Origin of the sequence: Flavobacterium sp. WC2430 (assembly GCF_040822075.1) — a bacterium.
Lineage (GTDB): Bacteria > Bacteroidota > Bacteroidia > Flavobacteriales > Flavobacteriaceae > Flavobacterium.
In genome coordinates, this window is sequence record NZ_CP162007.1 from 2,669,516 (window position 1) to 2,694,538 (window position 25,023).

Here is a 25,023-nt window from a genome sequence, read left to right on the forward strand (position 1 = left end):
GAATTTAATTTAGTGTCACAAAAATAAAGACGATGCCAAAATATGTAATTGAAAGAGAAATTCCTGGAGCTGGTAAACTTACCCCACAACAACTAAAAGATATCTCGCAAACCTCTTGTAATGTGTTGGATAAAATGGGTTCCGAAATAAAATGGCACAATAGCTTTGTAGCCAAAGATAAAATTTATTGTGTATACACTGCGCCTAATGAAGCTATGGTGCGTGAACATGCTAAACTAGGTGGTTTTCCAGCTAATGCAGTTAGTGAAGTATTTGCCGAAATAAATCCAAATACCGCACAATAAAATATCCTATTTATTTTAAAAAAATGGAAGCTACACTTTTAGGTAAGGCGTAGTTTTTTTGTGCTTGGAGTAGGCAAATAACTCCTTCAAATCCTTTGTTTCAAAAAATGGATTGTCATTTATAAAAAAGAAAAAGGAAATTCAATGAAAGGCATTTAACGTTATCTAGTTTATTTTTTTAAATTCGTAAGTGAAAATTAGTACAGATAATAAAAATAAAACCCATATATGAAATTCAAAATTATTCTCATAGCATTAATAACTACACTATCTATAAACTGCATTGCCCAACAAAAAGTACTTAAAGTTGGAATTATTGGTCTTACACACACTCATGTTCATGGAATTTTAGGGATTAAAGACCGGGGAGATATTGATATTGTGGGTATTGTGGAAACGAATCGAGAGTTAGCGCAACGGTATGCTGATCAATATCATTTCTCCATGGATTTAGTTTATAATACGATGGATGAAATGATTGCCAAAAAACATCCAGAGGCTGTAACTGCTTTTGGAAGTATTTATGAGCATTTAGGCGTTGTAGCCACTTGTGCACCAAAAGGCATTCATGTAATGGTAGAAAAACCATTGGCAGTAAGTTTGGAGGATGCCAAAAAAATGGAGGTTCTTGCAAAGAAATACAAGATTAAATTATTGACGAATTATGAGACCACTTGGTATCCATCTAACAAAGAATCGTATGATTTAGTGAAGGAAGGAAAAATTGGTGACTTACGTAAAGTGGTGGTGCATGATGGACACAGAGGACCTAAAAAAATTGGAGTGAATTCGGAGTTTTTAGATTGGTTAACGGATCCTGTACTGAATGGAGGAGGTGCTATAACTGATTTTGGTTGTTATGGAGTTAATTTAATGACTTGGTTAATGGAAGGTAAGAAACCCAAAACGGTTACAGCCATTACGCAACAATTACAAAAAGAAAACAATCCAAAAGTAGATGATGAATCTACTATATTATTGACTTATGATGCTGCAAATGCTACGATTCAAGGTTCGTGGAATTGGCCAATAGGAAGAAAGGATATGGAGATTTACGGCTTAACTGGAGCTATTTATGCCGATAATAAAAATGACATACGAGTAAGAATGGCAGAAGGGTATGACGGTTTTACTGAAGATAGGCATAAAGCTACCGCACTTCAAGCTCCTTATAATGATCCATTTGCTTTTTTTGCAGCGGTGATACGAGATGAAATTACTTTAAAGCCTTACGACCTTTCTTCTTTGGAAAATAATATGATTGTTATGGAAATCCTTGATGCTGCTATAAAAAGCAGCAAAACAAACCGTACGATTGAAATAAAATAAAATAATGAAAGAATTACAAATTGCTAGTTACGAACCCAAATACCATAAAGAATATAAAAGACTTTCTATAGAATGGTTAGAGAAATATGATTTATTAGAACCCGCAGATATGCCGATGCTCGACTTTCCAAAAGAAGAAATTCTAGATAAAGGTGGTTCAATTTTTTTGGCTCATTATGACAATACTATTGTGGGAACTATTTCGATAGTAAAAGAAGGGAGAAATAATTTTGAGATACTAAAATTAGGCGTTAATTCAGACTATCAAGGATTAGGGATTGGACGAAAACTGATGGTACATTGTCTTGATATTTGCAAAAAGAGTAATGCTGCAGCTATTATTTTGGAAACCAATACTAAATTGTTGAGCGCCATTGCACTTTATAAAAGCTTAGGTTTTAAAGAAATCCCTTTAACTGATTTAATGTATCAAACCGCCGATTATAAAATGGAGTTGATTCTTGCAGATTGGATTTTGACAAATTAAAAAGAATCAAATAACAGGATTAAATAGATTGCTAGAATTCGGTTATTTTTAACAACATAATAATTAAAGCTTATTTTTTTTTAGTTATGATGCAAAAAGATAGCTATTTTATTATAAATTTATACTTTGTCCAATAAAATTAATTTAGTCAGTTATGAAATTTAAAAAAGTTAGCAGTTATTTATTATTAGTTGTTTTATTTTCAACTACAATTGCAATGGCACAACATACGGTGATTAATACGCCACCAGATGTATCACCTATGCCAATGAAACCAGAAATGACCGAAATTTGGGAGCCCCAAGTTAGTGTAGTTACACCTGCAAAAAAGTTAGGGGATGCGCCTTCTGACGCGATTATATTATTTGACGGTAAAAATATGGATCAATGGGTAAGTCAAAAAGACGTTACCAAACCTGCGGCCTGGAAAATTGTGAATAACGATTATATGGAAGTAGTTCCTGATGCTGGAGGAATTCAAACTAAAATGCAGTTTGGCGATTGTCAATTGCATATTGAATGGAGTGCCCCTGATGTTGTGATCGATGGAGGACAATGGAGAGGAAATAGCGGTGTGTTTTTCCAAAATAGATATGAACTACAAGTATTAGATTCGTATAACAACAGAACCTATAGTAATGGACAAGCGGGAAGTATTTATAAAGATCACCCACCATTAGTAAATGCAATGAAAACACCTTTGGAATGGAATACCTATGATGTAGTTTATACAGCACCTCGTTTTAAAGCGAATGGTCTCATTGATGCACCAGCAAGAATTACTGTTTTTCACAATGGCGTTTTGGTACAAAACAATACAACCATAAATGGTTTAACATTGTATTCTGGTTTGCATAATTATCCTTCTTCTCATGGAGATGATGTGATTTCGTTACAAGAACACGGTTGTAAAACACAGTTTAGAAATATCTGGCTTAGAAAATTGTAAAAACTCAATTTTATAAAAGCATATAAAAAAGCCACTAAGTACAGTACTTAGTGGCTTTTTCGGAATTAGTAAACATTGTATTTTAGAAATTCTATTATTGCCATCCGCCTCCAAGGGCTTTGTACAATTGAATTACAGCTTTATATTGTTGGAACTTATTATCTACTAAACTTAATTTAGCATTTAAAGCATCATTTTTAGAGGTTAATACTTCTAAATAATTGGCTAAACCATAGGTCAATAATTCATCAGAGAAAGTGGCCGCTTTTGTTAATGCATCCGCTTGTTTCTCACGAACCGTAATTTTATAAGTTTCATTGTTGTACTGTGCCAGTGCATCCGAAACTTCTTTACCAGCCGTAAGTAGGGATTGTTCAAATTGCAAATAGGCTTTTTCCTGATTGGCTTTAGCTATTTCAAACTTAGTTCTAACTTGTCTTTGATTGAAAATAGGTTGGGTTAGCCCCGTTACAATATTGGCAAAGATAGAATTAGCACTGAACCATTCTTTTAAATCAATACTTTGAAGTCCGCCTATAGCAGTAATTTTTAAGGTAGGATAAAAACCGCTTTTGGCCACATTGGTCAACTCAAAATTACTAATCAAGTTGTACTCAGCAGCAATAACATCAGGTCTATTTCTCAATAAATTAGCAGGAACACCAGTAGTAATGCTAGGTTGCATTTTTTGAGATTCAAAAGTAGATCGTTCAATTTTACCCGAAGCTTCTCCTAAAAGTGCGCTCATTGTATTTTCTAAAATAATGATGCTATTTTTTAAATCAGCAATAATAATTTCGGTCGCATATTTTTGAGCTTCTGTTTGTTTTACCCCCACTTCTGTTACATTCCCCGATTTTTTCAATGCTAAAATGGTTTCGATACTTTTGTTTCTATTGATTAAAGTTTCTTCAGCCACTTTTATCTGTGCATCAACTGAAAGCAGTTGGTAATAAGTAGAAGCTATATCAGCAATTAATTGCGTTTTTATGGCTTGATTGGCTGCCGTTGTTTGTAAGTAGACAGCATTAGTTGCTCTTTTATTACTTCTTATTTTTCCCCAAATATCAGCTTCCCAGGATAGATTTCCAGTCAATTGGTATTGATCGGTATTTAAATCTGTTAAGAAAGATCCATTCTGACTGTTTTTAGAAATTTTGTTGTGTGTCCAATCTGTCCCAGCAGATAGAGTAGGGAAGTAACCTGCTTGTCCTTGCTTCATTGTAGCTTGTGCGGCAGCAAGATTTTGCAAGGCAATCCGAATGTTTAAATTGTTTTCTAACCCTTTTTTAATATAACCCTGCAAAAGAGGATCAGTAAAAATTTTATCCCAAGAAACATTCGCTAGTGAAGCAGTATCCGTAGACACCACTTCATTTCTATACAAGTTTTCTGTTTTCAATTCTGGACGTTTGTAATCTTTAGCAACAAAACACGATTGCATTAGTGCTGCCGTCACTCCTAAGAGTGCGATTCTATATATATTATTTTTCATTTTTTTCATCTAAAAGTGCAACATCTGTTCCCTGATTCTCTATAGGAAGCGGTTTTGTAGAAATTTTTTCTTGTAATGTTTGGAAAACGATAAACAATACTGGTATCACAAATACTCCAAAAATAGTTCCTATTAACATTCCTCCAATTGCTCCAGTTCCAATAGCATTATTTCCTACGGCTCCAGCTCCTTTAGCTAACATAAGTGGCATTAGTCCAAAGATAAATGCAAATGATGTCATTAAAATCGGTCGTAAACGAGCAACAGCGCCATGAATTGCTGCTTGAGCAATAGTCATTCCTTTTCTTCTTGAATCAACCGAAAACTCTACTATCAAAATGGCGTTCTTAGCGAGCAATCCAATAAGCATAATAAGCGTAATTTGCAAGTAGATGTTATTACTTACATTGAATAGATAAGCAAATAAGTAAGCACCTGCTAAACCAATCGGTAACGATATTAATACTGCAAATGGCAACATATAACTCTCATATTGAGCGGCAAGTAAGAAGTAAACAAAGATTAGACACAGCATAAAAATATACAAGGTTTGTCCACCTGCACTAATTTCTTCACGCGTCATTCCTGAAAATTCATAACCATATCCAACTGGTAGGTTTTGACTAGCTACTTCTTCAACTGCTTTAATAGCATCACCAGTACTGAAACCATCATTTGGCGCTCCAGTTACTTTAACAGAAGTAAATAAATTGAAACGGTCTATAGCTTGAGGTCCAAACACTTTTACTAAAGTCACAAATTGTGAAATAGGAGCCATACGTCCACTACTATTTCTAACTAAAACTTTGTTTAGCGATTCAGGATTGTTTCTGAATTCGGGATCTGATTGGTATACTACTCGGTATTGTTTTCCAAACTTGTTGAAATTAGAAGCATATACACCACCATAATACCCTTGCATTGTTCCTAAAACATCAGTGACTGTAAGTCCCGATTTTTTTATAAGCGGAACATTTAAATCAATTCGGTATTGCGGGTAATTTGGAGAAAATGAGGTAGCTGCATATTTAATTTCTGGTCGACTGTTTAATGCTGCCAAAAATTTATTGTTTACTTCGCTTAACTCTTGTATAGATCCTCCTTTTTGATCTTGTAGTTGAAATTCAAATCCATTGGTAAAACCAAAACCAACAAGTGTCGGACGAGCAAAATAGAGTACTTTCGCATCTTTTACGGCAGCTGTTCGCTTAAATAATTCCGCAACAACTGCAGTTATTTCTTGATTAGCATCTTTACGTTCCGCCCATGGTTTCAATTTTACAATTACCATTCCGTAGTTGCTACCCGTACCACTGATTAAACTTCGACCAGAGATTCTAAGTACCTCTTTTATTTCAGGAATATCTTTTACTTTATTTTCAATTTGTAATAACACTTCTTCTGTTCTTTGTAAAGAAGTACCCGGTGGAAGAGAAACATCAGAAAGAATAGCTCCTGTATCCTCACCAGGGACAAAAGCCTTTGGTGTGATATTTAATAATAAGATTAAAATTCCAGCAAAAACAGCAATTCCTAAAAAAGCCAACCATTTGCGTTTTATAAAAAACTCTACAGATCTTTTGTATTTAGCCGTCGTCGTTTCAAATCCGGTATTAAATGCGGTATAAAAACGTTCCATGAAACCTTTTTTCTTTGCACTTTTATCGTGTTCTTTTAAGAAAATAGCACATAATGCAGGAGACAGTGTTAGTGCGTTAATAGCTGACAATACAATTGAAACAGCTAGCGTTAATCCAAACTGTTTGTAGAAAACTCCAGCAGAACCACTAATAAAAGAAACAGGAATAAATACAGCCGACATTACCAGAGTAATGGATATAATTGCACTACTAATATCTTGCATGGCGCTGTGAGCTGCTTTTTTAGGATTGTGCTCACCCGCTTCCATTTTGGCATGCACGGCTTCCACCACTACAATAGCATCATCCACTACAATTCCGACCGCAAGTACTAAGGCAAATAACGTTAATAAGTTAATGGTAAAGCCAAATAAATTAAGGAAAAAGAACGTTCCTAAAATAGCTACTGGTACGGAAATCGCAGGAATAAGAGTTGATCTCCAATCTTGTAAAAAGATAAAAACGACAATAAATACTAGTAAAAATGCCTCAATTAGTGTATGAATCACTTTTGTGATTGACTCATCTAGGAAATCATTGGCATTAATTAATGTAGCATATTTTACTCCTTTTGGAAAATTCAGTTCGGCTTGATTCAGTACTTTTAATGACCCTTCAATTACTTCTTGAGCATTAGACCCTGCGGTTTGTGCAATGGCAATAGCTATTGATTTATTGCCGTTTGTATAGGCATCACTCGCATAATTAACAGCACCCAATTCAATTCTTGCTACATCACCTAATTTAAGGATTTCTCCATTTTCAGTTGAACGAACAATAATTTCTTCAAATTCTTTTATATTTTGTAAACGTCCTTTGTATTTTAAGGTATATTGAAAAGATTGGTCGCTATTTTCACCCAATTGTCCTGGAGCGGCTTCAATATTTTGTTCCGCTAATAGCGCCGTAATATCCGATGGTACTAGACCGTAAGCCCCCATAACGTCAGGTTTTAACCAAATACGCATAGAGTAGTCTTTTTGACCAAAAATCATAGCTTCTCCAACTCCCGCTACACGTTTAATTTTAGGTAAAATATTAATGTTGGCGTAATTTTGAAGAAATGTATCATCATAATCAGGATTTTCACTATAAAGTGAGAAAATCAAAATATTATCACTTTGTCTTTTTGATGTTGTAACACCCGCTCGAGTAACTTCTTGGGGTAGTAGTGACGTTGCACGTGAAACGCGATTTTGCACATTCACCGCTGCCAAATCAGGATTAGTACCTAATTTAAAATAGATACTAATAGATGCTGAACCATCATTATTTGATGTTGAAGTCATGTAAGTCATGTCTTCAACACCATTAATTTGTTCTTCTAAAGGAATTACTACCGAGTTCATTACAACTTCGGCATTTGCTCCTTGATAATTTGCCGCTACAGTTACAGTAGGTGGTGCTATTTCTGGATATTGTGAAACTGGAAGCGAGATTAACCCCAAAACCCCCAAAATTACGATGATAATAGATATCACTGTTGACAATACCGGTCTGTCAATGAATTTTGAAAACATATTTTGTTATTTATTCAATAGTTAGTTTGTCAATTATTTTTTTGTTGGATTGATTATAGTATTAAAATCTACTACCTCAGGTTTGATAAGCGTTCCTTCAGTAACTATTCCAACTCCCTCAACAAGGACTTTATCATTTACATTTAATCCACTGTCTACTACAAAAAATTTACCTCCAGGAATGGCACGAACTTCAATAGGCACTGCTTTCACTTTGTTATCTTTATCTACAATAAGAGCAATGCGTTTGTCTTGTAATTCTAATGAAGCATTTTGTGGGATTATAATAACATCCTTTAAATTTGTTGGGATTTGGACAATTCCACTGCCACCTGACCGCAATAATTTGTTTCCATTTGGAAAACTTGCTCTTACATTAAAGGAACCTGTTTGCATATTGGCTTGTCCACTAAAAGTTTCAATTTTACCCTTTTGCTCATATGGCATACCATTACTCAAAATCAAATTTACCTTTTCCATTTTGTTGATTTTTTCTTGAAATGTTTTACCTTCAGCATTCATCATGATGTCTAATTGTTGTTTTTCATTTACTGAAAAATAAGCATAAATAGTACTAATATCTGAAATGCGAGTTAATGGCTCTGCTGTTTGGCTACTTACATAACTTCCTAAACGTAAAGGTAAAGTGCCTACAATTCCGTTAACGGGGCTTTTTATAGTTGCATAATTAATTCTGGCAATTATACTTTGGTAGGTACTTTTTTCACTTGCCAAATTTGCTTTGGCAGTTTCTAGTTGTACATCACTAATTATATTACGATCAACTAATGGTTTTAAACGGCTTACTTCAACTTGTGCAGCAGCAACTTTAGCCTTTGCAGCCCCAGCTTCTTGGGTAGCAGTTTGTGTTTCTAGTTTAAAAAGTAATTGCCCTTTTTTAACTTCTTGTCCTTCTTGTACATATATTTTTTCAATATATCCATCTACTTTTGCACGAATATCTATATCTGTAATCCCTTCTAGACTTGCAGGGTATTCTGCTAATAAAGAAGTGTCAGATTTACCAATTTCAACTACCTTATAAGGCATAACAGGTGGAGCTGTTTGAGTGGTTTCTTTTTTACAGGAGAGCAAACTTATGGATAACAAAACGGCACTTATAAAATATTTTTTTTTCATCTGTGAATATTTACTGATTTGGATTAATTATTATTGATTGATTATATTTTTGGTTTCTTTTGTTTTAAATTCTTCAATTGTTTTTTTAATCGATCTTTCAACCTCATTTAAATGGGTTTTATAGGCTTTTGTATTTTCCAGATTGCATCTCTCAGCTGGACAAGATGCGGTATGTTCTCTATAAATAATCATTCGGTTTACAATGGTCATTTCAGAATCAATTAATCTCAGATAGTTTTCTAAGCGCTTACTTAAATTAGCGGCCTTAAAGTACTTTTTACGATCTCCCGTTATGGTGAAATAGGTAATCTTTTCCATTTTTAAGAGTAAATTTAAATTAGTTGAAATCGAACTTTTACTAGCGCCCATTGTTTCAACAAGAGTCTCAAATGTTAGTCCAGATTTACAGCCATCAATTATGAGTGTACCAAGAATGCGTGATGCTAAAGGTGGAATGTTATAAAGTTTTTCAAAATGAACACCAAACATTTCTTTTAGTTCATTTTTTTCTTTCTGAATATCCATGTTAATTTTTTTACAAATGTAATATTGGTTCATAAAACACCGAACTAATCGAACTTAAAATTATGTTAATTTTAATACACTATTTTTATGTTGTTAATTTAGATGGAAATAAATACGAAATTGATAATTTATAGGGTTATAAAGTATGTATCTATAGGCTGTAAATTATAAAATCTAATTTACTTATATTTGTTCCTTAAAAAATTAACTTCTAGTGAGTCAAATCAATAAACTAAAGATATTCAATGATCCCATTTATGGTTTCATTAGCATACCCAACGCATTAATTTACGATTTAATACAGCACCCTTATTTTCAAAGACTTCGACGCATCTCTCAAATGGGATTATCCTATTTAGTCTATCCAGGAGCCAATCATACCCGTTTTCATCATGCTTTAGGTTGTATGCATTTGATGCAAAAAGCGGTTGATGTATTGCGTTTTAAAGGAGTTTCTATATCTCAAGAAGAAGAAAATGCATTATATATTGCTATTTTATTACATGATATTGGGCATGGTCCTTTTTCACATGCTATGGAAAGAAGCATTGTTGAAGATGTGCATCATGAAGAAATTTCATTGTTATTTATGCATCAATTAAATAGTGAGTTTAAAGGTCAGTTGAGTTTAGCTATTCAAGTTTTTGAAGGGGATTATCATAGAAAATTCATGTTGCAGCTTATTTCAAGTCAGTTAGACATGGATCGAATGGATTATTTAAAACGAGACAGTTTTTATTCTGGAGTTGCCGAAGGGAATGTAAATTCGGAGCGATTGATCCAAATGATGAATGTAGTGGATGATGTTTTGGTAATCGAAGAAAAAGGAATTTACTCAGTGGAGAAATTCTTAATGTCCCGACGTTTAATGTATTGGCAAGCTTATTTGCATAAAACCAGTTTAGTAGCTGAGTTAATTTTAACCAAAATTTTAAAGCGAGCTAAAGAATTAACTTTAAAAGGAACTATATTGCCTTGTAGTAAACCCTTGCAGTTTTTTCTTCAAAATAAAATTACATTAGATGCATTTGATACTGAAATTTTGAATTTATTTTCACAGCTCGATGATTTTGATATAATAAGTGCACTAAAGGCATGGCAACATGAGGATGATTTTATTTTGTCTTCTTTGAGTAAAATGATTATCAATAGGGATTTATTGAAAATAAAATTAACAAGTGAAAAAGTGCCTACTGAAGATTTACACCCTTTAAAAGAGCGCTTTGCATTGGAAAATAACATTAGTTTGTTAGAAACTAATTATTTTATTTTTAAAGGTAAAATAAAAAATCAAGCATATAGCAAAGAAGCAGAACCCATACGAATTTTGAAAAAAGATCGAACAGTTGAAGATGTAATTGAATCATCTGACCAGTTGAATTTAAAATCATTATCGAAATCAGTTACTAAATATTACATCTGTTTCCCAAAACAACTGATGTAAATGAACATTTAAAATCTATTTTTTTATATTTTTGTCGCAATGAAATTTACAGCAGAACAAATAGCGGGAATTTTGGAAGGTGAAGTTATTGGCAATCTCAATGCTCAAGTATCTGAGTTATCTAAGATAGAAGAAGGTAAAGAAGGTTCTTTAACTTTTTTGGCAAATCCAAAATATAATAATTATATTTATACCACAGAGGCAACCATTACCATAGTAAACAAATCCTTTATTCCAGAATCAGAATTAAAAACTACCTTAATAAAAGTAGACGATGCCTACTTATCTTTTTCAAAATTATTAGAATTTTATGCTGAAGCAAAAGGCAATAAAATAGGAGTGGAGCAACCTTCAGTATTGCCAGAAAACACTAAATATGGTGAAAACTTATATTTGGGAAGTTTTAGTTATATAGGAGCTAATGTTACTCTAGGGACTAATGTGAAAATTTATCCCAATTGTTTTATCGGAGATAATGTTGTCATTAAAGATAATGTCACTATTTTTGCTGGTGCAAAAATATATTCGGAAACTGAAATTGGTAATAATTGCACCATCCATTCAGGAGTAATTATTGGCGCAGATGGATTTGGATTTGCTCCAAATACAGATGGAACTTTTAAGAAGATACCTCAAATAGGCAACGTAATTATTGAGGATGATGTTGATATAGGTTCTTGTACAACAATTGATAGAGCGACAATGGGTTCTACAATTATAAGAAAAGGAGTTAAACTAGACAATCAAATTCAAGTTGCCCATAATGTAGAAATAGGAGAGAATACCGTAATTGCCGCTCAAACGGGAATTGCAGGTTCTACCAAAATCGGAAAAAACGGAATGATTGGTGGGCAAGTAGGGATTGTAGGGCATTTAACCATTGGTGATAATGTTCGCATTCAAGCTCAAGCAGGTGTAGGAAGAAATATAAAAGACAATGAGGTTTTGCAGGGAAGTCCAGCATTTGGATACAATGATTTTAGTAAATCATATGTACATTTCAGAAATTTACCGAAAATTGTTGCAGAAATAGAAGAGTTAAAAAAACAAATATTAAACCAAAAAAATGGAAACAATGGTTAAACAAAAAACCATCAAAACAGAAATCTCGCTAACTGGAGTTGGATTACACACAGGGAAAGAAGTCAAAATGACCTTTAAACCTGCTCCAGTTAATAATGGTTTTACTTTTGTTAGAGTAGATCTAGAAGGACAGCCAGTTGTTGAAGCAGATGCTAATTATGTAGTTAATACACAAAGAGGTACTAATTTAGAGAAACTTGGAGTTAAAGTTCAAACTCCTGAGCATGTATTGGCGGCATTAGTTGGTTGTGATTTGGATAATGTAATAATTGAACTAAATGCCTCAGAACTTCCAATTATGGATGGGTCGTCTAAGTATTTTGTTGAAGCTCTCGAAAAAGCGGGAATTGAAGAACAAAATTCTAAGCGAAACATTTATGTGGTAAAAGAAGTTATTTCTTTCACTGACGAAGAATCGGGTAGTGAGATTTTGATTATGCCAAGTGATCACTATAGTGTTACAACAATGGTAGATTTTGGGACTAAAATTTTAGGAACCCAAAACGCCAACATGAAAAATATTTCTGATTTTAAAACAGAAATATCGGAATCAAGAACTTTTAGTTTTTTACATGAACTAGAGGCTTTGTTGGATAACGGACTTATTAAAGGTGGTGATTTGAATAATGCTATTGTGTACGTTGATAAAGAAATATCTGCGGCTACGATGGAAAATTTAAAAATAGCATTTGGAAAAGACGTTATAAATGTTAAACCAAATGGTATACTAGATAATCTTACCTTGCATTATCCAAATGAAGCAGCAAGACATAAACTACTTGACGTTGTTGGTGATTTAGCTTTAATTGGAACCAAAATTCAAGGTAAAGTAATTGCAAATAAGCCTGGACATTTTGTAAACACTCAGTTTGCTAAAAAAATGGCTAAAATTATAAAAATAGAACAAAGAAATTATGTTCCTGTATATGATTTAAATTTGGATCCTTTGATGGATATTCATAAAATCATGGCAGTACTTCCTCATAGACCTCCCTTTTTATTGATAGACAGGATTATTGAAATGTCTGAAAGTCATGTTGTAGGTATGAAAAATGTTACAATGAACGAGAATTTTTTCGTTGGACATTTTCCAGAAGCGCCTGTAATGCCAGGGGTTTTAATAGTGGAAGCTATGGCACAAACAGGAGGAATATTAGTTTTAAGTACAGTTCCAGATCCTGAAAATTATTTGACTTACTTTATGAAAATAGATAATGTTAAATTCAAACATAAGGTATTACCAGGTGATACTTTGATTTTCAAATGTGATTTAATCACACCGATTAGAAGAGGGATTTGTCATATGCAAGCCAATGCTTATGCAAACGGTAAATTAGTTGCAGAAGCAGAATTAATGGCTCAGATTGCCAAAAAGCAATAAAAATTAAATTAGAATAAATACTCTAAATCAATTATCTGGAGTTTATTATTCTGAAAATACTAATATAAAAAAAAGCAGATGAATCAACCCTTAGCATATGTTCATCCTGGCGCTAAAATCGCCAAAAATGTTGTAATAGAGCCTTTTACAACCATTCACAATAATGTTGTTATTGGTGATGGAACTTGGATAGGTTCTAATGTTACCATTATGGAAGGCGCAAGAATAGGAAAAAATTGCAATATATTTCCTGGTGCAGTAATATCTGCAGTACCGCAGGATTTAAAATTTGGTGGAGAAGAATCTTTAGCAATAATAGGTGATAATTGTACTATAAGAGAATGTGTCACCATTAATAGAGGAACAATTGCTTCAGGTCAAACAACCCTTGGGAACAATTGTTTAGTTATGGCTACAGCACATATTGCGCATGATTGTCACATTGGCGATAATGCAATTATCGTTAACGGTGTTGCATTAGCTGGACATGTTACGGTTGGGAAATTTGCCGTTATAGGTGGTTTAGCTGCTATTCATCAGTTTATTCATATTGGAGATCATGCGATGATTTCGGGTGGTTCATTAGTGAGGAAAGATGTTCCTCCTTTTACAAAAGCTGCTAAAGAACCTTTATCTTATGTTGGAATTAACTCAGTAGGATTAAGAAGAAGAGGTTTTACAACGGAGAAAATAAAAGAAATTCAAGATATTTATAGAATTTTATACCAAAAAAACTATAATACAACCCAAGCAATTGGAATTATTGAAGCGGAAATGGAAGCAACTCCGGAGCGTGATGAAATATTAGATTTTATCAGAAATTCGTCTCGTGGTGTAATGAAAGGATATACCGGGAATTATTAAGACCTAGTCCTCCTGCTAGTTTGTGGAGGTATAGATAAAAATATAAACAATAAGTAACACACTTCCATCCAGTTTCCCTTCACTTAAGAAAGGGCTGAAATGGAGAAAAAACAAAAATAAAATGGCATCTACATCAGACATCAAAAACGGATTATGTATTAAGTACAATAATGATATTTACAAAATCATTGAATTTCTTCATGTTAAACCAGGTAAAGGACCTGCATTTGTAAGAACCAAATTGAGAAGTTTGAGTAATGGAAAAGTATTGGATAATACATTTTCTGCAGGACATAAAATTGAAGAAGTACGTGTTGAAAATCATAAATTTCAATATTTATATCCAGAAGGAGATGACTTTCACTTTATGAATACAGAGACATTCGAACAAATATCTTTGAATAAAAACATCTTGGATTCACCAGACTTATTGAAAGAAGGTGAAAGCGTAATGGTTAGTATTAATACTGAAACTGACTTGCCTCTTTCAGTAGATATGCCTGCATCTGTAGTACTTGAAGTAACATATGCTGAACCAGGAATTAAAGGAAATACAGCTACAAATGCTACAAAATCGGCTACGGTAGAAACTGGAGCGACAGTAAATGTACCTTTATTCATTAACGAAGGAGATAAAATTAAAATAGATACAGCTTCAGGTTCATACATGGAGCGTGTTAAGGAATAATTTTTATACGTTTTTAGTTTTCAATCACTAATTGCTGCGTTTAATTAGTGATTGAAAGCAAAGACTAAAAATAAATAAATGAAATTTACACAGGCACAATCTTTACTTGAAATTGCAAATTTGCTTCAATGCGAATATGTTGGCAATGACAATTTTGAAGTTTTAGGAATGAATGAAATTCATGTTGTTGAACGCGGTGATATTGTTTTTGTTGATCATCCTAAGTATTATGATAAAGCATTAAATTCAGCAGCAACTATCATTTTAATAAATAAAAAAGTAGATTGTCCTCCTGGAAAAGCATTGTTAATTTCTGATGACCCGTTTAGAGATTTTAATACTTTAACAAAACATTTCAAACCTTTTCAATTTTCAAACGCTTCGATTTCTACTTCAGCTACAATTGGGCAAGGTACTGTCGTACAGCCAAATAGTTTTGTAGGTAATCATGTTAAAATTGGAAAAAACTGCTTGATTCATTCTAATGTTTCGATTTACGATCATACAGTTATTGGCGACAATGTAATTATTCACGCAGGTACAATTTTGGGAGCTGACGCTTTTTACTATAAGAAACGTGAAGATGGTTTTGATCAATTACTTTCGGGTGGTAGAGTTGTAATTAAAGACAATGTTGGTATAGGTGCACTTTGTACAATTGACAAGGGGGTTACAGGTGATACAATCATTGGAGAAGGAACAAAAATTGACAATCAAGTACATGTAGGTCATGATACCGTGATTGGAAAAAAATGTCTTATCGCTTCACAAACTGGAATTGCAGGATGTGTAATTATTAAAGATGAAGTTACGATTTGGGGACAAGTAGGAACCACTAGTGGCATCACAATTGGAGAAAAAGCAGTAATTTTAGGGCAAACTGGAGTGACTAAATCGGTAGAAGGGGGCAAAACTTATTTCGGTACACCAATTGAAGAATCTAGAGAGAAGTTGAAACAACTGGCCAATATTAAAAGAATACCTGAGATACTCAATAAATTGAAATAATTATGTCGGCAAAAGAAATTATTCAAAAGTTTTACAAATCAGATGCACTAATTGATAGTGACATTTTAAAAGATTATTTGCATTCTGATATCATTGTAGATTGGAATAGTAGTAAAGGATTTATCCAGTTGGATTATGATTCTTTATTGAGTCTCTCTAATGATTTGAGTAAAGCGTATGTTCGTTCGAAAGTAAGAATAAGTCATATCGTTTCAGAAAATGATATGGTTACGGTTCGTTATTCTCATTTTGTAAAAACAATAGAGAACCCTAGAGAAGAAATGTTATTGGCCCATTTTATTGCAATTTGGCAAATAAAAGACAATAAATTATATAGAGGTTATCAAATGAGTCAATTATCCTAATTTATTTGATAATAAAGGGCTAAAAATAATTTTCAAAACCTTACTTTTGCATCACAATTTTAAAAATCACATAAAATATATATCATGAGTGTTTTAGTTAATAAAGATTCCAAAATAATTGTTCAAGGATTTACAGGAAGCGAAGGAACTTTCCATGCTTCTCAAATGATTGAGTACGGTACAAACGTAGTTGGTGGTGTTACTCCAGGTAAAGGAGGATCAACTCATCTAGACAGACCTGTTTTCAATACTGTAAAAGATGCAGTTGAACAAGCTGGTGCTGACACAACAATCATTTTTGTACCACCTGCTTTTGCTGCGGACGCAATTATGGAAGCTGCTGATGCTGGAATAAAAGTAATTATCGCTATTACAGAGGGAATTCCTGTAGCTGATATGATCAAAGCAAATGCTTACGTAAAAGAAAGAAATGCTAGGTTAATAGGTCCTAACTGTCCTGGTATCATTACTCCTGGTGAAGCTAAAGTTGGTATTATGCCAGGTTTTGTATTTAAAAAAGGAACTGTAGGTATTGTTTCTAAATCAGGAACATTAACATATGAAGCGGCTGACCAAGTTGTAAAACAAGGATTAGGAATTACGACTGCAATTGGTATTGGTGGAGACCCAATCATTGGAACTACTACTAAAGAAGCAGTTGAATTATTGATGAATGACCCAGAAACAGAATGTATCGTTATGATAGGTGAGATAGGTGGTCAATTAGAAGCCGATGCTGCTCATTGGATTAAGGCTGATGGTAACCGTAAACCAGTTGTAGGATTTATTGCGGGAGTTACTGCTCCAGCGGGTCGTACAATGGGTCATGCAGGTGCTATTGTTGGTGGATCAGATGATACTGCTGAAGCTAAAAAACAAATCATGAGAGAATGTGGAATTCACGTTGTAGATTCTCCAGCTGAAATTGGAAAAAAAGTAAAAGAAGTTATCGGATAATTGAAAAATTAGTGGTGATTTCAAGTCATTATAAAAATGCCTCACTTTTTTTGTGAGGCATTTTATTTAATATTAATACAAAAGAAAGATGTACAAAGAATTAAAAAAGTTTAAGGTAAGCGATAGCTTCACTTTTACAGCAGACGATAGCTTAGAGCAAGTATGTAACGCTTCTGAAGGAAGTGGTGTATTTTTGGTTTATGCAGTTGCAGATGAAAAAGAGTTAATCATGGTGGGTTCTACAGGAACTGTTCAAAACGATGGGTCTTTGAAAATCAAAAATGGTGGTTTGAAAGAAAAGATTGTTGAAGGACACCAGTTTGCAAAAACAGGAAGAAAATATTCTTGGCCAACACAAATGGTAAAAGAGGATATTAGCACTTTGGAAGTGGTTTGGTACGAAACTTTCAACGAGAAATCTAAAGGGATTCCAACATCTGTAGAAGGACAAGTTTTACAAAACTTCTTAGATGAAAATGGAAGATTACCAAAATGGAATGTGGCTTTCTAGTCAGTTACAAAATTATAATTTAATTATAAAAAGCTTTACTTCGGTAAGGCTTTTTTGGTTTTAAATTATAAAATCTACTTTACTATTGCTTTTTATATAAAATAATATTTACTTTTGCAGCCGTTATCACGAATCTCATAATGAGATAGCAACCTGCAACAACGAGCAAGGTGCTAAAACGATAAGCCAAATCCTTTGGAAAAAATGTTGTTTTACATTCCCATTTTTTTTGCTTTAGTTTTCGTCATAATACTATCATTTTTAAAACTGATTTATGACTCATTTATTGAAAAAAAGGGGAAGTGCTTACGCTTTAATTCCTTTATTGATTTTTATTTTTACTTTTTTAGGAGCTGGAATTTGGCTTGATGACTTTTATGCTTTACCTGCTCCAATAGCGGTTTTAATTGGAATTATTGCTGCTTTTTTACTGTTTAAAGGTTCAGCTGATGAAAAAGTAACCACCTTGATTGCAGGTTGCGGAGAGAGTAAAATTATGACTATGTGTTTGATTTATCTATTAGCAGGTGCTTTTGCAGTGGTTAGTAAAGCAATGGGAGGTGTTGATGCCGTGGTAAGTCTTGGAATTAATACTGTAGATGTGGCTTACTTTCCGTTGGGGATCTTTTTGATAGCCGCTTTTTTATCAACAGCTACAGGAACTTCTGTAGGTGCAATTGTGGCAATTGGGCCAATTGCAGTTGATTTGGCTAATTCTAGTGGCGCTTCATTGCCTTTGATTGCTGGTGCTTTATTAGGAGGTTCCATGTTAGGTGATAATTTATCTATGATTTCCGATACGACAATTGCTGCGACACAATCCTTAGGTTGTGAATTGAAAGATAAATTTAAAATCAATTTATTCATTGCTTTTCCTGCTGCTATTATAACAATCGCAGTATTCTTTTATTTGGGATTGAATTCTGATATTACTGCAGTAGCTATTCCTAAAACAAGTTTTGAATGGATTGCAATTGTACCTTATATTTTAGTAATTGTACTTGCATTGGTTGGTGTTGATGTATTTTCTACCTTGATTATTGGAACTATATTGGCTGGATTAATTGGGTATTTTGGAAATCATTTTACGTTAATGGAATTTGCGCGAAAAATTTATGAAGGATTCACCAGTATGACCGAAATCTTTTTGCTATCGATGCTGACTGGAGGTTTAGCCGCTATGGTGGATAAGGCTGGAGGTATTGATTTTTTATTGTACCAAATAAAAAAACGCATTAAGAGTAAAAAATCAGCCCAAGCGGGGATTGGGGCTTTAGTGGGTTTTACCAATGTAGCTATTGCTAATAATACGGTTTCAATTGTGATTACTGGAGGAATTGCCAAGGAAATTAACGACGAATACAATTTAAGTTCTAAAAAAACAGCCGCTATTCTTGATATTTTTTCCTGTGTTATTCAAGGAATTTTGCCTTATGGTGCGCAAGTACTTTTGATTTTAAGTTTTGCTAATGGGAAACTTGATTTTATGGATTTGCTTGGGAATGCGTGGTATCATCTATTTTTATTTATTTTTACTTTGGTAGCGATTTATAGTTCATTTTGGGATAAATTAGTAAAACGATTTTTAGATATTTAAAATCGGTTCGATTTATAATGTTATTGAATTTGAAATTTTTTTTAAAAAAGGAATTATTCTATATTTGACGACTCTAAGATAGCCCTGATAGTAGTGGAAATCCTTTTATGTTTTTCTTTAAAACATAAAAGATTGAAGCGAATAGCGGGAATAGCTTCAAATAAAAATTAAACTAATTTTCGAATATGAAATTACTAGAAGGAAAAGTGGCCATTATAACAGGCGCAAGTCGTGGAATTGGAAAAGGAATTGCAGAGGTTTTTGCAAAACACGGTGCAAATGTTGCGTTTACTTACAGTTCATCTGTAGAATCGGCTTTAGCATTAGAAAATGAATTGAATGCTTTGGGAATAAAAGCGAAAGGATACCAATCAAATGCCGCTGATTTTAATGAAGCGCAAACTATGGTTGAAGCTGTAATTGCTGAATTTGGTACTGTTGATATTTTAATCAATAACGCTGGAATTACAAAGGATAATTTGCTAATGCGTATGTCTGAAGAGGATTTTGACAAAGTAATTGATGTGAATTTGAAGTCGGTTTTCAATATGACTAAGGCAGTTCAAAAAACATTCTTGAAAAAACGTGCAGGTTCTATCATCAATATGAGTAGTGTAGTAGGGGTAAAAGGAAATGCGGGACAAACGAATTATGCGGCTTCTAAGGCTGGAGTTATTGGTTTTACTAAATCAGTAGCATTAGAATTGGGTTCTCGTAACATTCGTTGTAATGCGATTGCACCTGGATTTATTGAAACTGAAATGACTGCCAAATTGAATGACGATGTGGTTCAAGGATGGAGAGATGGAATTCCGTTAAAACGTGGTGGTACTACTGAAGATGTTGCTAATGCATGTCTATTCTTAGCTTCAGATATGAGTTCTTATATCTCTGGGCAAGTATTGAATGTATGTGGAGGAATGCTTACTTAAGATTTAAAAATTTAAAGATTCTCAAATTTTTCAATCTTTAATTTCTTCAATTTTAATCAAATAAAAAAGAATGACAACAAACACGATTCTCTTGATAGTACTTTCTATAGTAATTGCAGGAGGTTTGTCATTTTTTCAATATTATTTTAAAGCCAAAAACAAATCAAAATTGAATTTGTTTTTGGCTTTATTGCGTTTTGCTTCCATTTTCGGGATATTATTGTTGCTGATAAATCCAGTTATAACAACAAGTACCTTAGAGATAGTAAAAACACCTTTACCTATTGTAGTTGATAATTCGAGTTCAATTGTAGCGCTTAAAGCGAATAATAAAGCGCAAGAATTATATACAGCTTTAGTTTCGAATACCGATTTACAAGATAAATTTGATGTTCAGTCCTATCGATTTGATGCTGATTTTGAACCTTCGGAAAAATTTGATTTTAAAGGACATCAAACGAATTTAGATGCAATAGCTAAAGATTTAAGAAGCATCAATAAAAATGCAGTTTTTCCAACCGTTATTATCACAGACGGAAACCAAACCAATGGTAATAAATATGTGTACAGTTTTGATGCAAATAATAAAGTTTTCCCATTAGTTGTAGGAGATACTGCAAAAGTGATGGATTTAAAAATCACGCAGCTGAATGTCAATAAATATGCATTTTATAAAAATAAATTTCCTGTAGAAGTATTTTTTCAATATTCAGGGGATAAAAATACTATAGCTGATTTTAGCATTTCGCAAGGAAACACGATTTTAAGTAAACAAAATATTTCCTTTTCGGCTACTAAAAAAACAGCAGTTGCTACTGTATTATTGCCTGCCAATAGAATAGGTTCTCAAGTGTTTAAAGCGACACTTTCGTCAAAAGAAAAAGAGGTGAATACCTATAACAATACGAAGAAATTTGCAGTAGAAGTAATTGATCAAAAGACCAATATCGCTATAATTACAGCAATCAATCATCCTGATATTGCAGCATTTAAAAGAGCAATTGAATCTAATTCACAACGTAAAGTAACGGTGATTAATCCTAAAGAAATCAATTCGTTACGTGATTTTACTATTTTAATGTTATACCAGCCAACAGCTGCATTTAAAAAAGTATTTGATGAAAATAAATTAGCTGGAATCAATACTTTTATTATCACAGGAACGCATACTGATTTTGCTTTTTTAAATCAACAGCAAAGCAATTTTGATTTTAAAATGAGTAGCCAAAAAGAAGATTATTTGGCTAGCTTTAATTCCCAATTCAATCTCTTTGCGACAGATAATATTGGATTTGAAAATTTCCCTCCCTTGGAAAATACCTATGGAAAAGTTACTGTGAACGGACTGGTTTCGGTATTACTTTCTTCAAAAATAAGAAACATTGAAACAAACGCTCCTTTATTGACGTTCTCTGAAAATCAAGGAAAACGCTCGGCCTACTTATTGGGTGAAAATAGTTGGAAATGGAGATTACAAAGTCACGTAGATAGCGACTCATTTGACAAATACGATCTTTTTATTGATAAGGTAATTCAGTTTTTGGCATCTAATAATTCTAAGAAATCATTGGTTGTTAATCATGAAACTTTTTATAATTCAGGAGAATCCATTGAAATTACTGCTCAGTACTTTAATAAGAATTATGAATTTGACGATAAAGCGCGTTTAACAATTGCATTGGAGAACACAAAAACGAAGCAAACTAAAAACTATGATTTATTGAAAAGCAATAATGCCTATAAAGTAAATCTAGACGGACTGGCAGCAGGCAACTATAATTTTAGAGTGACTGAACTGAATTCTAAAACAAGTTATTCCAGTCATTTTGAAATATTAGATTTTGATATTGAAAAACAATTTGTCAATCCTGATGTAGATAAGTTGCAGCAATTAGCTGCGAACACAAAGGGACAAGCTTATTTTTCGGATCAAGTGAATCAATTAATAAAGTCACTTCTTGCAGATGAAAGTTATAAATCCATTCAAAAAAATAATGCGACTCGTTCTCCATTAATCGACTGGTATTGGATGTTAGTTTTGATTGTAATTTTCCTTTCTACGGAATGGTTTGTTAGGAAATACAATGGTTTATTGTAAATTAATAATAAAAAACGAGTATGGATTTTAGACTTAAAGTATTTTATACTGTTGCTAACCGTTTGAGTTTTACTAAAGCGGCGATGGAGTTATTTATTACGCAACCAGCGGTTTCAAAGCATATTCAAGAATTAGAAGAACAATATCAAATTAAACTTTTTGATAGAAATGGAAATAAAGTTTCCCTGACACTAGCAGGTCAAACGTTGTTGAGCCATACTAATAAAATTCTTGAAATTTATAGAGATGTTGATTTTGATATGAGTTCGTTAATCAATCAACAACGAGGATTGTTGAGAATAGGAGCGAGCACCACTATTTCTCAATATATCATTCCGCCTTTGTTAGCGCGTTTTCATCAAAAATTGAAGGATGTTAAAGTGAATTTGAGAAATGGAAACACAGAGCAAATTGAAAATGCATTACTAAATAAAGAAATTGAGATTGGTATTGTAGAGGGACAATCGAAGAACAAATTAATTAAATATACTCCTTATTTAAAAGATGAACTGGTTTTGGTTTGTAATTTAAATAATCTTTTAGTTTCTAAAACTGAAATAACAAAAGAGGATCTTTTGAATATGCGTTTTTTAATGCGGGAACAAGGTTCTGGAACACTAGAAGTAATTGAATATGCTTTAAAACCATTAGATATTAATTTATCTCAATTGCTAATTGAGATGGAATTGGGCAGTACTGAAAGTATTAAATCTTATTTAATGAATTCAGATTGTGTTGCTTTTATTTCGATACATGCGATAGAAAAAGAGCTGAAAAATCAAGAATTAGTAATTCTAGATATAAAAAATTTAACAATAGAAAGGTTTTTCTATATTATCAGTTTACAAGGAAAAACCGACGCACTTTCGGAATTATTTATAAAAAATATCGCAGGTTATTATAACTTGAAGTTATGGTAGATTATTAAATACGATTGGCAATTACTGTTTAATCGTTAGATCTTTGTAAAGTAATAATACAATTACTTTACGATGGAAAATCAATCTTATCTAGTTTCAAATAAATCTACTTTTCTTTTTGAAATTAAGAAGTGGCAACAGCAAATGGTTTTTATTTTTCTGATACTAATTTGCCTGTCGGGTTTTATTTCTCCTCCAATTGCCCTTTTATTAGGTTTAGTTGTAGCTAATTTGGCAGGGCATCCGTTTTTACATTTAAATCATAAAGCAACTACTATTTTACTGCAAGTCTCAGTTGTGGGATTGGGGTTTGGCATGAATGTAAACAGTGCTTTATCTGCTGGAAAAGAAGGTTTTTTATTTACTATAGCCTCAATTTTTAGTACATTAACTTTAGGCTATTTCATTGGTAAATGGTTTAGTATTGAAAAGAAAACGTCCCATTTAATTTCATGTGGAACTGCCATTTGTGGCGGAAGTGCCATTGCAGCAATTGCTCCTGTCATTAAATCTGATGAGAAACAAACTTCGGTGGCTTTAGGAGTCATTTTTATTTTGAATTCAGTTGCTTTGTTTCTTTTTCCTGCCGTTGGACATTGGTTGCATTTAACACAACACGAATTTGGTTTGTGGTGTGCCATTGCGATTCATGATACCAGCTCAGTAGTTGGAGCAACTAATAAATATGGTGCAGAGGCTTTACAAATCGCTACAACAGTAAAATTGGCGAGAGCATTATGGATTATTCCAGTGGCATTAATTACATCTTATTTATTTAAAAATCAAAAAAGTAAAATCAAAATCCCTTATTTTATTGGGTTATTTATCTTAGCGATGCTCTGTAACACATTTGTTCCACAAATAGCTCTTGTAGCGCCTTATTTAGTTTCAATTGCCAAAATGGGTCTTACAGTTACTTTATTTCTAATAGGGGCGGGTTTAAATTGGAAAATTTTAAAAACAGTAGGTGTTAAACCATTATTGCAAGGGGTTTTACTTTGGGGTTTTATTGCTATTGCAGCTTTAGTATCTATTATCTATTTAAGTTAGTGCTTTGAGTAAGCTTTTTTCTTTTGACAGCTAAAAAACGCAAGCGAATAGAATCATACATAAGCGCAATTAAAAGAAAAAAGGCACCAACAAATAGTGTTTTTATTTTGAGAAAAGTATAGATGTAACCTCCAGAAATACAACCGATAAAGAAAAAAGTTATGATAGATAATCGCAAAGAGATGCTAGCATTTAATCTCTTTTTTTCATTTTGTTTTTTATAAAAAAATAATTGAGACAGTTCAATACCTAAATCAGTGAAAAGACCCGTAAGATGAGTAGTTCTTACCGTCGATTTAGATATTTTTGTTACCAAAGAATTTTGTATTCCCATAGCAAAAAGCAATGCAAAAGCAATCATTTTTCCTTCTAAAGTATATAAATCGGCTTGAATACCGAAAAACCCCACTAAAGTTAAAATAGCTATCTCCATTGAAATAGGAATGATATGTAATAAATGGGGATGTTTTATTGAAACCCATTCTGCCATAAAATTTGAAGTAAAAGCCCCCATTAGGAAGAAAATAGTAAATACAAAAAAAGTAATTGCAGCAGTATAATTGTGTTTTATCACTTCTTCGGCAAAAAAAGCAAAATGACCAGTCACATTAGTAGTCAGTGTCTTTACTGCCAGAACTCCAGTTATATTTACTATTCCTGCAACAAATGAAAGTAAAGTAGCCAAACGCAAATTGTGAATAAATGTTCTATTTTTTCCTTGATGCCGAAACATAA

At 33.0% G+C, this 25,023-nt stretch carries 23 protein-coding genes and 1 riboswitch; of the genes, 18 read left to right on the top strand and 5 right to left on the bottom strand.

Going from position 1 to position 25,023, the window contains the following annotated elements; genetic code table 11:
- Nucleotides 1–32 precede the first annotated feature (32 nt).
- The 4 genes from AB3G36_RS11690 to AB3G36_RS11705 all read left to right on the top strand — a co-directional run bounded on the left by AB3G36_RS11690 (nucleotide 33) and on the right by AB3G36_RS11705 (nucleotide 3,070).
- Entirely contained in the window at nucleotides 33–305 is a 273-nt protein-coding gene (locus AB3G36_RS11690) for a DUF4242 domain-containing protein (protein ID WP_367752944.1), read from the top strand.
- A 228-nt stretch (nucleotides 306–533) separates the two neighbouring features.
- Nucleotides 534–1,634, top strand: a complete 1,101-nt coding sequence (locus tag AB3G36_RS11695; protein ID WP_367752946.1) for a Gfo/Idh/MocA family protein — start codon at nucleotides 534–536, stop codon at nucleotides 1,632–1,634.
- Between the two features lie 4 nt (nucleotides 1,635–1,638).
- The gene (locus AB3G36_RS11700; RefSeq protein ID WP_367752948.1) at nucleotides 1,639–2,121 is read left to right on the top strand and encodes a GNAT family N-acetyltransferase; all 483 of its coding nucleotides are present in this window, start codon (nucleotides 1,639–1,641) and stop codon (nucleotides 2,119–2,121) included.
- A gap of 154 nt (nucleotides 2,122–2,275) precedes the next feature.
- Entirely contained in the window at nucleotides 2,276–3,070 is a 795-nt protein-coding gene (locus tag AB3G36_RS11705; RefSeq protein ID WP_367752950.1) for a DUF1080 domain-containing protein, read from the top strand.
- Nucleotides 3,071–3,164: 94 nt separating this feature from the next.
- On the opposite strand, the gene AB3G36_RS11710 is transcribed toward AB3G36_RS11705, so the two are convergent.
- The 4 genes from AB3G36_RS11710 to AB3G36_RS11725 are packed head-to-tail and all read right to left on the bottom strand — an operon-like array spanning nucleotide 3,165 to nucleotide 9,390.
- Complete coding sequence (locus AB3G36_RS11710) at nucleotides 3,165–4,565, bottom strand: efflux transporter outer membrane subunit (RefSeq protein ID WP_367752952.1); 1,401 nt, start codon at nucleotides 4,563–4,565, stop codon at nucleotides 3,165–3,167.
- Nucleotides 4,555–7,725 (bottom strand): efflux RND transporter permease subunit, encoded by a 3,171-nt coding sequence (locus AB3G36_RS11715; protein WP_367752954.1) that lies wholly within the window; start codon nucleotides 7,723–7,725, stop codon nucleotides 4,555–4,557. Before AB3G36_RS11715 ends, AB3G36_RS11710 begins: the two co-directional genes overlap by 11 nt.
- Nucleotides 7,726–7,758: 33 nt before the next feature.
- Entirely contained in the window at nucleotides 7,759–8,865 is a 1,107-nt protein-coding gene (locus AB3G36_RS11720) for an efflux RND transporter periplasmic adaptor subunit (protein ID WP_367752956.1), read from the bottom strand.
- A gap of 30 nt (nucleotides 8,866–8,895) precedes the next feature.
- On the bottom strand, nucleotides 8,896–9,390 hold the full coding sequence (locus AB3G36_RS11725) for a GbsR/MarR family transcriptional regulator (RefSeq protein ID WP_367752958.1): 495 nt from the start codon (nucleotides 9,388–9,390) through the stop codon (nucleotides 8,896–8,898).
- Nucleotides 9,391–9,604: 214 nt separating this feature from the next.
- On the opposite strand from AB3G36_RS11725, the gene AB3G36_RS11730 reads away from it, so the two are divergent.
- The 14 genes from AB3G36_RS11730 (at nucleotide 9,605) to AB3G36_RS11795 (ending at nucleotide 24,288) form a co-directional block, all read left to right on the top strand.
- Nucleotides 9,605–10,834: an HD domain-containing protein gene (locus tag AB3G36_RS11730; RefSeq protein ID WP_367752960.1), complete on the top strand. Its 1,230-nt coding sequence runs from the start codon at nucleotides 9,605–9,607 to the stop codon at nucleotides 10,832–10,834.
- Between the two features lie 39 nt (nucleotides 10,835–10,873).
- Nucleotides 10,874–11,917, top strand: coding sequence for a UDP-3-O-(3-hydroxymyristoyl)glucosamine N-acyltransferase (gene lpxD, locus AB3G36_RS11735; protein ID WP_367752962.1), 1,044 nt, complete (start codon nucleotides 10,874–10,876; stop codon nucleotides 11,915–11,917).
- Nucleotides 11,910–13,298, top strand: a complete 1,389-nt coding sequence (locus tag AB3G36_RS11740) for a bifunctional UDP-3-O-[3-hydroxymyristoyl] N-acetylglucosamine deacetylase/3-hydroxyacyl-ACP dehydratase (protein ID WP_367752964.1) — start codon at nucleotides 11,910–11,912, stop codon at nucleotides 13,296–13,298. Before lpxD ends, AB3G36_RS11740 begins: the two co-directional genes overlap by 8 nt.
- A 78-nt stretch (nucleotides 13,299–13,376) precedes the next feature.
- A complete protein-coding gene (lpxA, locus tag AB3G36_RS11745) occupies nucleotides 13,377–14,162 on the top strand; it encodes an acyl-ACP--UDP-N-acetylglucosamine O-acyltransferase (RefSeq protein WP_367752966.1) in 786 nt (261 codons plus the stop codon).
- A gap of 121 nt (nucleotides 14,163–14,283) precedes the next feature.
- Entirely contained in the window at nucleotides 14,284–14,850 is a 567-nt protein-coding gene (gene efp, locus AB3G36_RS11750) for an elongation factor P (RefSeq protein ID WP_367752968.1), read from the top strand.
- 78 nt (nucleotides 14,851–14,928) lie between these two features.
- Nucleotides 14,929–15,858, top strand: a complete 930-nt coding sequence (locus tag AB3G36_RS11755; protein ID WP_367752970.1) for a UDP-3-O-(3-hydroxymyristoyl)glucosamine N-acyltransferase — start codon at nucleotides 14,929–14,931, stop codon at nucleotides 15,856–15,858.
- A 2-nt stretch (nucleotides 15,859–15,860) separates the two neighbouring features.
- Entirely contained in the window at nucleotides 15,861–16,223 is a 363-nt protein-coding gene (locus AB3G36_RS11760; protein ID WP_367752972.1) for a nuclear transport factor 2 family protein, read from the top strand.
- Between the two features lie 84 nt (nucleotides 16,224–16,307).
- A complete protein-coding gene (sucD, locus tag AB3G36_RS11765) occupies nucleotides 16,308–17,180 on the top strand; it encodes a succinate--CoA ligase subunit alpha (protein ID WP_367752974.1) in 873 nt (290 codons plus the stop codon).
- A gap of 88 nt (nucleotides 17,181–17,268) precedes the next feature.
- Entirely contained in the window at nucleotides 17,269–17,691 is a 423-nt protein-coding gene (locus AB3G36_RS11770) for a hypothetical protein (RefSeq protein ID WP_367752975.1), read from the top strand.
- Between the two features lie 118 nt (nucleotides 17,692–17,809).
- A riboswitch (SAM-I-IV-variant riboswitch) is annotated at nucleotides 17,810–17,906 on the top strand.
- Between the two features lie 59 nt (nucleotides 17,907–17,965).
- Nucleotides 17,966–19,288: a Na+/H+ antiporter NhaC family protein gene (locus AB3G36_RS11775; RefSeq protein WP_367752976.1), complete on the top strand. Its 1,323-nt coding sequence runs from the start codon at nucleotides 17,966–17,968 to the stop codon at nucleotides 19,286–19,288.
- A gap of 185 nt (nucleotides 19,289–19,473) precedes the next feature.
- Nucleotides 19,474–20,220 carry a 3-oxoacyl-[acyl-carrier-protein] reductase gene (fabG, locus tag AB3G36_RS11780; protein WP_367752977.1) on the top strand — a complete coding sequence of 249 codons (747 nt, stop codon included), beginning with the start codon at nucleotides 19,474–19,476 and terminating at the stop codon, nucleotides 20,218–20,220.
- Between the two features lie 70 nt (nucleotides 20,221–20,290).
- A complete protein-coding gene (locus AB3G36_RS11785; protein ID WP_367752978.1) occupies nucleotides 20,291–22,318 on the top strand; it encodes a hypothetical protein in 2,028 nt (675 codons plus the stop codon).
- Between the two features lie 20 nt (nucleotides 22,319–22,338).
- Nucleotides 22,339–23,238 (top strand): LysR family transcriptional regulator, encoded by a 900-nt coding sequence (locus AB3G36_RS11790; protein WP_367752979.1) that lies wholly within the window; start codon nucleotides 22,339–22,341, stop codon nucleotides 23,236–23,238.
- Nucleotides 23,239–23,310: 72 nt separating this feature from the next.
- A complete protein-coding gene (locus AB3G36_RS11795) occupies nucleotides 23,311–24,288 on the top strand; it encodes a YeiH family protein (RefSeq protein ID WP_367752981.1) in 978 nt (325 codons plus the stop codon).
- On the opposite strand, the gene AB3G36_RS11800 is transcribed toward AB3G36_RS11795, so the two are convergent.
- The gene (locus AB3G36_RS11800; protein WP_367752983.1) at nucleotides 24,272–25,021 is read right to left on the bottom strand and encodes a YoaK family protein; all 750 of its coding nucleotides are present in this window, start codon (nucleotides 25,019–25,021) and stop codon (nucleotides 24,272–24,274) included. The two genes, AB3G36_RS11795 and AB3G36_RS11800, sit on opposite strands and share 17 nt — an antisense overlap.
- Nucleotides 25,022–25,023: the final 2 nt, after the last annotated feature.